8 protein-coding genes and 2 pseudogenes are annotated in these 8,905 nt (G+C 71.9%); 8 read left to right on the top strand and 2 right to left on the bottom strand.

Annotated elements, in window-relative coordinates; genetic code table 11:
* Positions 1 to 81 precede the first annotated feature (81 nt).
* Complete coding sequence (locus AC2CJA_RS20215) at positions 82 to 1,497, top strand: NADP-dependent succinic semialdehyde dehydrogenase (protein ID WP_484604104.1); 1,416 nt, start codon at positions 82 to 84, stop codon at positions 1,495 to 1,497.
* A gap of 29 nt (positions 1,498 to 1,526) precedes the next feature.
* Here AC2CJA_RS20215 and AC2CJA_RS20210 read toward each other — a convergent pair whose 3' ends face one another.
* Positions 1,527 to 1,952 (bottom strand): ATP-binding protein, encoded by a 426-nt coding sequence (locus AC2CJA_RS20210; RefSeq protein ID WP_484604103.1) that lies wholly within the window; start codon positions 1,950 to 1,952, stop codon positions 1,527 to 1,529.
* A gap of 410 nt (positions 1,953 to 2,362) precedes the next feature.
* Between AC2CJA_RS20210 and AC2CJA_RS20205 the strand changes: the two genes are divergently transcribed.
* Complete coding sequence (locus tag AC2CJA_RS20205; protein ID WP_484604102.1) at positions 2,363 to 3,220, top strand: helix-turn-helix domain-containing protein; 858 nt, start codon at positions 2,363 to 2,365, stop codon at positions 3,218 to 3,220.
* 331 nt (positions 3,221 to 3,551) lie between these two features.
* Positions 3,552 to 4,631: a glutamate--cysteine ligase gene (locus AC2CJA_RS20200; protein WP_484604101.1), complete on the top strand. Its 1,080-nt coding sequence runs from the start codon at positions 3,552 to 3,554 to the stop codon at positions 4,629 to 4,631.
* 27 nt (positions 4,632 to 4,658) lie between these two features.
* Here the strand turns inward: AC2CJA_RS20200 and AC2CJA_RS20195 are convergent, their stop codons facing one another.
* On the bottom strand, positions 4,659 to 5,087 hold the full coding sequence (locus AC2CJA_RS20195; RefSeq protein ID WP_484604100.1) for a hypothetical protein: 429 nt from the start codon (positions 5,085 to 5,087) through the stop codon (positions 4,659 to 4,661).
* A gap of 507 nt (positions 5,088 to 5,594) precedes the next feature.
* On the opposite strand from AC2CJA_RS20195, the gene AC2CJA_RS20190 reads away from it, so the two are divergent.
* The 5 genes and pseudogenes from AC2CJA_RS20190 to AC2CJA_RS20170 all read left to right on the top strand — a co-directional run bounded on the left by AC2CJA_RS20190 (position 5,595) and on the right by AC2CJA_RS20170 (position 8,769).
* Positions 5,595 to 6,008 (top strand): hypothetical protein, encoded by a 414-nt coding sequence (locus AC2CJA_RS20190; RefSeq protein WP_484604099.1) that lies wholly within the window; start codon positions 5,595 to 5,597, stop codon positions 6,006 to 6,008.
* 93 nt (positions 6,009 to 6,101) lie between these two features.
* The gene (locus tag AC2CJA_RS20185; RefSeq protein ID WP_484604098.1) at positions 6,102 to 7,745 is read left to right on the top strand and encodes a catalase; all 1,644 of its coding nucleotides are present in this window, start codon (positions 6,102 to 6,104) and stop codon (positions 7,743 to 7,745) included.
* A gap of 114 nt (positions 7,746 to 7,859) precedes the next feature.
* The gene (locus AC2CJA_RS20180) at positions 7,860 to 8,132 is read left to right on the top strand and encodes a DUF4235 domain-containing protein (RefSeq protein ID WP_484604097.1); all 273 of its coding nucleotides are present in this window, start codon (positions 7,860 to 7,862) and stop codon (positions 8,130 to 8,132) included.
* Between the two features lie 124 nt (positions 8,133 to 8,256).
* A pseudogene (locus tag AC2CJA_RS20175) lies at positions 8,257 to 8,490 on the top strand (glycosyl hydrolase 115 family protein); the annotation flags it as partial.
* 47 nt (positions 8,491 to 8,537) lie between these two features.
* Positions 8,538 to 8,769 (top strand): annotated as a pseudogene (locus AC2CJA_RS20170) (hypothetical protein).
* The last annotated feature ends 136 nt before the right edge of the window (positions 8,770 to 8,905 follow it).

The raw sequence follows: 8,905 nt of genomic DNA, 5'->3' as shown, positions 1-8,905 counted from the left end.
CGCCCCGCGGGGCGCCCCGCCCCCCCCCCCCCCCGCGGCGCCGGCGCCCCCCCCCCCGCTCCCCACTCCCGGGAGGGACCCATGCCCATCTCGACCACCGACCCGGCCACCGGCGAGACCCTGCAGACCTTCGAGGCCCTGGGCGCGGAGGAGATCGAGGAGCGGCTGGAGCGCGCCCGCGCCGCCTTCGAGGAGTACCGCACCACCGGCTTCGCCGAGCGTGCCGCACTGCTGCACCGGGCGGCCGACCTGTTGGAGAAGGACCAGGACCACATCGCCCGCACCCTGACCACCGAGATGGGCAAGCCCGTCACCGCGGCCCGCGCCGAGGCCGCCAAATGTGTGAAGGCGATGCGCTGGTACGCCGACCACGCCGAGGAACTGCTGGCCGACGAGCACCCCTCGCCTGCGGACGTGGAGGACAGCGGCGGCAGCACCGCGTACGTGCGCCACCGCCCGCTGGGCCCGGTCCTGGCGGTGATGCCCTGGAACTTCCCGCTGTGGCAGGTGATCCGCTTCGCGGCCCCCGCCTTGATGGCGGGCAACACCGGTCTGCTCAAGCACGCCTCGAACGTGCCGCGGACCGCGCTGTACCTGGAGGACCTCTTCCGCCGCGCGGGTTACCCGCAGGGCTGCTTCCAGACCCTGCTGATCGGCTCCGGAGCGGTGGAGGGCGTCCTGCGCGACGACCGTGTGGCCGCCGCGACGCTCACCGGCAGCGAACCCGCCGGGCGCTCGGTGGCCTCGGTCGCCGGAGACGAGATCAAGAAGACCGTCCTGGAGCTGGGCGGCAGTGACCCGTATCTCGTCCTGCCCTCGGCGGACGTGGCGAAGGCCGCCGAGGTGGCGGTGACCGCGCGGACCCAGAACAACGGCCAGTCCTGCATCGCGGCCAAGCGCTTCATCGTGCACCAGGACGTGTACGAGGAGTTCGCCCGGCTGTTCGTGGACGGCATGGGGGCACTGAAGGTGGGCGACCCGATGGACGCGTCCACCCAGGTCGGGCCGCTGGCCAGCGAGAAGGGCCGGGCCGATCTGGAGGAGCTGGTGGAGGACGCCCGCGAGCGCGGCGCCGCCGTGCTGTGCGGCGGACGGCGGCCCGCGGCCCACCCGGCCGGCTGGTTCTACGAGCCCACCGTCCTCGCGGACGTCACGCCCGGGATGCGCGTCCACCGCGAGGAGACCTTCGGCCCGGTGGCGACCCTCTACCGGGCGGCGGACCTGGAGGAGGCGATCGCGATGGCCAACGACACCCCCTTCGGCCTGAGCTCCAACGTCTGGACACGCGACCGGGAGGAGCAGGACCGCTGTGTGCGCGACCTGCGGGCGGGCGGCGTCTACTTCAACGGCATGACCGCATCGCACCCGGCGATGCCCTTCGGCGGGATCAAGCGCTCCGGCTACGGCCGGGAGCTGTCGGGGCACGGCATCCGGGAGTTCTGCAACGTCACCACGGTCTGGCACGGCACGCCTCCGGACGTGCCGACCGCGGAGTGACGCGTGGTGGCGCGCGGCGGAGGGGCTCGTCAGGTGTCGTCGAGCCTCAGTTCCGCCCACACGACCCGACCCCGCGACTGGCCGGCGGGTATGTCCCCCCAGGAGTGGGCGAGGGCGTCGACGAGCTGGAGCCCGCGCCCGCTGGTCGCCTCGACGTCCGCCGACCGGGCCGCGAGTCCGGGCGCGCCGGTGCCCTGGTCGCGCACCTCTATGCGCAGCCGCCGGTCGCCGTGCTGGAGAACGCAGGAGATTCTGTCGCTGACGGTGTGGACCACGGCGTTGGTGACGAACTCGGACACGACCAGCTGTGCCGTGTCGACCACACTGTGCGGACAGCGCCAGCGGAGCAGCCACTCCGCGAGCAGGTGCCGGGCCACGCACACCGAGGAGCGCTGGGCGGGCACTTCGAACTCCGCCCGTTGTCGCGATCGCTGGGGGCGGACGGCCGGCAGCATGGGTGCCGTGTGCGCTGAGTGGGGGAGAAGAGCCATCAGTGGCTCGCCTTTCGTACGCCTCGTACGCCGGTGGGCGTCGGAGCCGGCGCGCCGTGTGCGGTGCCCGGCCCGTACGAGGGGCCGGCACCCGGCAACGCCCGCTGACCGGTCACCGTGTCCAGTGCGTCACGGTGGGGAGGGACGGCGAGGGCACGGGGCCCGCGGGAGGGATGGGAGGGCCCGTGTACCGGGACGGTTCGACGCCGGTGTGACCGCGCCGTGAACTGGATCACCCGGCTACTATGCTCATTGGTGTCCGCAAAAGGCAAGAAGAGTTCTGCAAATTGCAAGATTTGAATGACAGCCTGGCTGCGCTGCCGAGGCCGTGGCACACTGCTCCGCCGTGAGGCGCGAGCGGGAAGGGAGAGACCATGGGCGAGTCCCGGTCGGCGCCGACCGTGGGACAGATCGTCCTGGGGCTGCGCCTGCGTGACCTGCGCGAACGCGCCGGGAAATCCTTCGAGGAAGCCGCCCGGGTCCTGAGCGTCACCACGTCCACGGTCCGCCGCATGGAGAAGGCCGAGGTCGGCCTGCGTCCGCTGTACGTCAAGGCGCTGCTGGAGAGCTACGGCGTCGGGACGGAAGAGGCCGACGCCTTCCTCGCGCTGGTGGAGAAGGCCAACAAACCGGGCTGGTGGCACCGCTTCCGAAGCGTCCTGCCGGACTGGTTCAGCCTCTACGTCAGCCTGGAGAGCGAGGCCGACCTCATCCGCTCCTATGAGCCCCACTGTGTTCCGGGCCTGCTCCAGACCGAGGAGTACGCCCGCGCCCTGCTGCGCACCGGCTTCCCCCGGGCGGACGAGGAGGAACTCGACCGGCGGGTCGCGCTGCGCATGGGGCGGCAGCAGCTCCTGGCCAAGCCCGACGCGCCGCGCCTGTGGGTGGTGCTGGACGAGCAGGTGCTGCGCAGACCGGTCGGCGGCGCCGACGTCATGAGGGCGCAGGTCGACCGGCTGGTCGAGGTCTGCGCCAGGCCCGAGATCAGCCTGCAGATCATGCCCTTCAGCGCGGGGCCCCACCCGGGGATGTTCGGCCCCTTCCAGCTCTTCCGATTCAGCTATCCGGAGCTGCCGGACATCGTCTACACCGAGAGCCTGACCGGCGCCGTCTACATCGACGAACGTCCCGAGGTCACCACCTATCTGGAGGCCCTCGACCGCATGGTCACCCAGGCCCTGCCGGTCCAGGAGACCGAGAGGGCGCTGCTCGGACTGCGCGACACCTTCTGAGAGCGGCCCCTCATCCACTTCCGGGTGCGACCGACGTCACGGCACCGCCGCCCCCTTCCATACAACCGTTGTGCGGGTGGTGTGCGGGCATGTGGGAATGACCCTTCCTGATGGTCGATTCACGTCGGCACGTGATCGGAACAGACGAGGAAGAGCACGTCATGTCTGTTCAGCCGCCCACCCCCGGAAACGACTTCCCCTGTCAGGTCCTTTCATGACCCGGTCGCCTCGCCCTTTCGCCTCGCCTGTTCGTGTGGCCGAACCATGGCGCGTACTCGCGCCCGGTCGGGGAAGTCGCTGGACCGGACGACCGCCTGAGGAGGCTGTGGCGATGAGAAGCGTCGGTGTCGAGGAAGAACTGCTCCTGGTGAGCGCGGACGGTGGTGAGCCGCGGGCCGTCTCGGGGGCCGTACTGGCCTCCGCGGGCGAGAACGAGGAGCTGGAGAAGGAGCTCCAGGAGGAGCAGCTGGAGACCGGGACCCGTCCGCGTACGCAGATGGTGGATCTGGCCGTGGAGGTGCGCCGGTGGCGTGGCGCGGCGTCGCAGCGGGCGCGTGCGGTCGGAGCGGAGGTCGCGGCGCTGGCCACCTCGCCGCGGTCGGTCGACCCCTCGCTCAGTCCCGGCGAGCGCTATCTGCGGATGGTGAACGAGTACGGGCTGACCGCTCAGGAGCAGCTCACCTGCGGGCTCCACGTCCATGTGGGAGTGGAATCCGACGAGGAGGGGGTCGCCGTCCTGGACCGGATCCGGCCGTGGCTGGCCCCGCTGCTGGCGATGAGCGCCAACTCCCCCTTCTGGCAGGGGGAGGACAGCGGATACGCCAGCTACCGCAACCGGGTGTGGGGCCGTTGGCCGTCGGCGGGGCCGGTGGAGGTCTTCGGCTCGGCCGGGAACTACCGCGAGCGGGTGCGCTCGATGATCCGGACGGGGGCGCTGCTGGACGAGGGGATGATCTACTTCGACGCCCGGCTGGCGCGGAACTACCCCACGGTCGAGGTGCGGGTCGCCGATGTGTGCCTCGACGCGCGCGACACGGTGCTGCTCGCGGCGCTGGTCCGCGCGCTGGTGGAGACCGCGGCCCGGCAGTGGCGCGCGGGCGGACCGCCCGCGCCGGTGGATGTCGGTCTGCTGCGCCTGGCGGCCTGGCGGGCGGGCCGCTCCGGGCTCTCCGGGCAGCTGGTGCACCCGGTGACCTTCGAGCCCGCCCCCGCGGAGAACGTCGTCGGGGCCCTGCTGGACCACACCACCCCGGCCCTGTCGGAGGCCGGTGACCTGCCCCTGGCCAAGGAGGGGGTCGAGGGCCTCTTCCGGCGCGGCAACGGGGCCGCCGTCCAGCGCGCTGTCTTCGAGGAGACGGGCGGTGACCTGAGCGCCGTCGTGGCCGAAGCGGTGCGCAGGACCGTGGCCTGAACCGGGCCCCGCCCGCACGGGCGGGGCTCAGCGCTTGGCCGCGTCCTTGACCATCGCCGCGGCCAGCACTCGTTGCTTGAGCCGGGCGACGCAGTCCTCGCACGCGGAGAACACGGTCGTCCTCCCGCGGTGCCCGACCTCCGCGAGAGGGGTCAGCGGCACCTCGCCCCGCCCGCACCACAGCCAGCAGACGGGTCCCGGTCCGGCGGGGGTGGGGCTCTCCACCTGCTTCTCCAGCAGGCTGATGCAGTCCTCGCAGGCGTACAGCGGTGCGTGGGTGCCCCAGGAGAGCACCGGTCCCAGCCAGGTGACCGCCGTGCCGCTGCGCAGACACCACAGCCAGCAGTCGCCGACGATCCACGTGCACCGGCCGTCCTCCGCCTCTTCGGGCGGCTCGGGGCAGGAGGGGCCGGGCCGGGCGCCGTACTCCCGGCCGGTGTCCGTCTCGGCGGGCACGGGGCACCTCCTCTCCACTGGGGGGAGCGGCCGTCCGCTCTGCGGTCCCCCTGTCATGCGTACCCCGGATCGGCCGGCGGGGACAGCGGAAGTCCGGCCAGCCTCACGGGTGCCTCCCCTCTCCTGCGGGCAGCGGCCGGGACGCGGGAACCGGGCCCGCCCACCTGCGCGTCCACTGGTCGCGGCCGTCGGAGGGACGGCCTTGAACAGTGGGTACACCACTGTGTTTCGGACATCGCGGGCGGGACCGGTCCGGACGGCGGTCACCGCGGCGGTCGCCGTGGCGGCGCTGACGGCCTGCCAGCCGGAGGACCCGCCGGCGGAAGCCGCCTCGCCGCCCGCTGTCCCGGGAGCGTCGGCGACCGCCTCTCCGGACGCGTCGCGACCGCCCGCGCCGGGTGGTGAGCGGTCCCTGGTGGACGCGGCGGAGGCGGGGGCCCGCGCAGGCACACCGGGGAGGGCGCCGCCGGGGACGTACCGGTCGACCCGGGGGAGACGCGGGACGGCATGCGGCTGGTCGTCAGCCACTTCGCCGCCCCGGACGGCGGCGACCCGATCCTCTTCGAGGGCGTCGACAACGTCCCCGAGGACACGGGCAAACGCCGTGAGCACCTCTTCCGCGGCACGTTGGAGTACATCGAGTGGGACCCGGAGCCGGGGCAGTCCGAGGCACAGCCGGTGGCCGACCCCGGGCCGCTGGGCGGCTCGGTGGAGTGCCTGCTCGCCTCCCTCGCCGAGAACGGCCAGGTGATCCGCGGCCGGGCGGACGAGAGCACCGCCGCGGTGGCGCTGTTCCCCGACAGCCCCTCGACGAGGCCGGGGAGCTGTTCGTCGCCATGCGCGGCGACCTGGAGCGCTGACCTCGGGCCCCGGCGCGTCCGCTGTGCGGCTCTCCCCACGGCGCACCGATGGCCGACGTGAAGGTACGAATGGGGCAGATCGGGGTACAGGCACACGCGCGGCGGCTTCCGGACGCCTCCGCCGCGCGAACCCTCGTTCGAAGGAGACCCGTACGTGACCGAGACAGCCAGGCAGCGCGACGACCGGCCGGTGCTCACGAACCGGCAGGGCCACCCGATCCACGACAACCAGAACCAGCGCACGGTCGGCGCCCGGGGTCCCGCCACGCTGGAGAACTACCACTTCCTCGAAAAGATCAGCCACTTCGACCGCGAGCGCATCCCCGAGCGGGTGGTGCACGCGCGCGGCGTGACGGCCTTCGGTTACTTCGAGGCGTACGGCTCCTGGGGTGACGAGCCCATCGCGCAGTACACCCGTGCCAAGCTGTTCCAGGAGCGGGGGAAGCGCACCGACGTGGCCGTGCGCTTCTCCACGGTCATCGGCGGGCGCGACTCCGCCGAGACCGCCCGCGACCCCCGCGGCTTCGCGGTGAAGTTCTACACCGAGGAGGGCAACTGGGACCTCGTCGGCAACAACCTGGGTGTCTTCTTCATCCGGGACGCCATCAAGTTCCCCGACGTCATCCACGCCCTCAAGCCCGACCCGGTCACCTTCGAACAGCGGCCCGAGCGGATCTTCGACTTCATGTCGCAGACGCCCGAGTCCATGCACATGCTGGTCAACCTCTTCAGTCCGCGCGGCATCCCCGCCGACTACCGGCACATGCAGGGCTTCGGGGTCAACACCTACAAGTGGGAGAACTCCGAAGGCCGCACCATGCTGGTCAAGTACCACTGGATGCCCAAACAGGGCGTGCGCTCCATGACCGAGGAGGACGCCGCGAACGTCCAGGCCGACAGCCTCGGCCACGCCACCAAGGATCTGTACGAGGCCGTCGAGCGGGGCGACTACCCCGAGTGGGAACTCCTGGTGCAGATGATGGAGGACCACGAGCACCCGGAGCTGGACTTCGACCCGCTGGACGACACCAAGACCTGGCCGGAGCAGGAGTTCCCGCCCAAGCCGGTGGGCCGCATGGTCCTGAACCGGATGCCGGACGACTTCTTCACCCAGAACGAGCAGATCGCCTTCGGCACCGGTGTGCTGGTCGACGGCCTGGACTTCTCCGACGACAAGATGCTGGTCGGCCGCACCTTCTCCTACAGCGACACCCAGCGCTACCGGGTGGGCCCCAACTACCTCCAGCTGCCGGTGAACCGGGCCAAGGCCCCGGTCCACACCAACCAGAACGGCGGCCCCATGGCCTACGAGGTCGATCCCCGGGGCGAGAACCGGCACGTCAACTACGAGCCGTCCACCCTGGGCGGGCTCGCCGAGGCGGAGGGACCGGGCTACGGCGAACAGGGGCCGGAGCTCCGCGGCAGGCTGACCCGTAGCCGTATCCCGCGGACCAACGACTACCTGCAGGCCGGGCAGCGCTACCTGCTGATGGAGGACTGGGAGCGCGACGATCTGGTCGCCAACTTCACCGACCAGTTCAAGCAGTGCCCCAGGCACATCCAGGAACGGATGGTGTGGCACCTGCTGCTCGCGGAGAACGACCTCGGACTGCGGGTGGGCGAGGGGCTCGGCATCTCCCCGCAGGACGTGGCGAACCTGGAACCACTGCCGGACCAGCGGCTCACCGACGAGGACCGCGAGCGTCTGGCGAACCTCGGCAAGAACCCGCCGCGGGACGTCGAGGGTCTGACGATGACCCACTGCGTCCCGGACGAGCGGCATGTGGTGACCCGCTGACCGGCGCACACGCGGTATGGCGCGACGCGTACGGGGAAGCCGTGACAGGACCCGGGCGGCCCGTGACGGGAGCGCCCGGAACAGTCCCGCGGACCCGGTAGGAGAGAACCGGTCATGAAGAAGAGGAAGCAGAAGCTGGTGTACAGGCCCGTCGGGTTCGCGCTCGGCACCCTGGGCGGCCTGGTCGCGAGCACCGCCTTCAAGAAGGCGTGGAAGGTGGTCAGCGACGAGGACGACGCGCCCGATCCCGGGGACGAGGACCGCAAGCTGGGCGAGATCCTGCTGGCGGCCGCGATCCAGGGCGTGATCTTCTCGGTGGTCAGGGCGGCGGTGGACCGCGGCGGTGCCGTCGCCGTCCGCAAGATCACGGGCACCTGGCCGGGCTGAGCCCGCACGGGCCGCCCCGCCGTGGTGCGGAACGGGGCCGGCGCATCGGGCATACTCAAGGCGAGCCGTCTCGACGGGCGCCAGGGAGGGAATCTCCCGCCTCCAGGCGGGAGAGGACGTCAACCCCGCGAAACGCGACGCCCAGGGCAACATCACCGAGCCCGGCAGCGACCCCTACGGCGGCACCGGCGAGTGGAGCTTCCGCCGCAACCGGCAGGCGGTCGGGGCGTACTGGGCCGACGGCGTCCGCCGCATGGCCGAGGGGGGCTTCGAGGGGGCGGTCACCCTCGGCATGCGCGGCAACGGCGACGTCAGCCTGCCCGACGGCGACGGCATCGACCTGATGCGGTCCATCCTCGGGGGCTGCGGTACGCCGTCTCGATCGACCACGCCGAACCGCGGACGGTGAACGTCACCGCCGCCACCGGCACCGACGACACCCACATGAACAGGCGGTGGGCGAGGAACACCTCCGACAACGTCAACCGCACCGTCACCCGGCACACGGCCGGGCGTCCACGTCCTGAAGCTGTGGATGGTCGATCCGACGGTCGTCGTACGCCGGATCGTCGTGGACACCGGCGGTCTGCGGCCGAGCTACCCGGGGCCGCCGGAAAGCCGGATGATCGGCCGCTGACCGGCGGATTCGTGCCATGATCGGTCTGCCGGGCGGCCTCTCGCGAGCCGTCCGGCAGGCCTCGTCGCCGTCCCCGCCGCCGACGGCTTCAGCGGCCGGGCCCGGGACGTCCGGGTGGGGACGGGCGCCCCGGGGC

The sequence above is a fragment of the Streptomyces sp. ATLC9 genome (assembly GCF_057196705.1).
The sequence above is the reverse complement of the archived record's forward strand: the minus strand, read 5'-3'. Positions and strand labels throughout refer to the sequence as shown.

Excerpts from the sequence above, each read along its gene's own strand:
- AC2CJA_RS20215 (WP_484604104.1), top strand. The coding sequence starts at position 82 with ATGCCCATCTCGACCACCGACCCGGCCACCGGCGAGACCCTGCAGACC.
- AC2CJA_RS20210 (WP_484604103.1), bottom strand. The coding sequence starts at position 1,952 with ATGCTGCCGGCCGTCCGCCCCCAGCGATCGCGACAACGGGCGGAGTTC.
- AC2CJA_RS20205 (WP_484604102.1), top strand. The coding sequence starts at position 2,363 with ATGGGCGAGTCCCGGTCGGCGCCGACCGTGGGACAGATCGTCCTGGGG.
- AC2CJA_RS20200 (WP_484604101.1), top strand. The coding sequence starts at position 3,552 with ATGAGAAGCGTCGGTGTCGAGGAAGAACTGCTCCTGGTGAGCGCGGAC.
- AC2CJA_RS20190 (WP_484604099.1), top strand. The coding sequence starts at position 5,595 with ATGCGGCTGGTCGTCAGCCACTTCGCCGCCCCGGACGGCGGCGACCCG.
- AC2CJA_RS20180 (WP_484604097.1), top strand. The coding sequence starts at position 7,860 with ATGAAGAAGAGGAAGCAGAAGCTGGTGTACAGGCCCGTCGGGTTCGCG.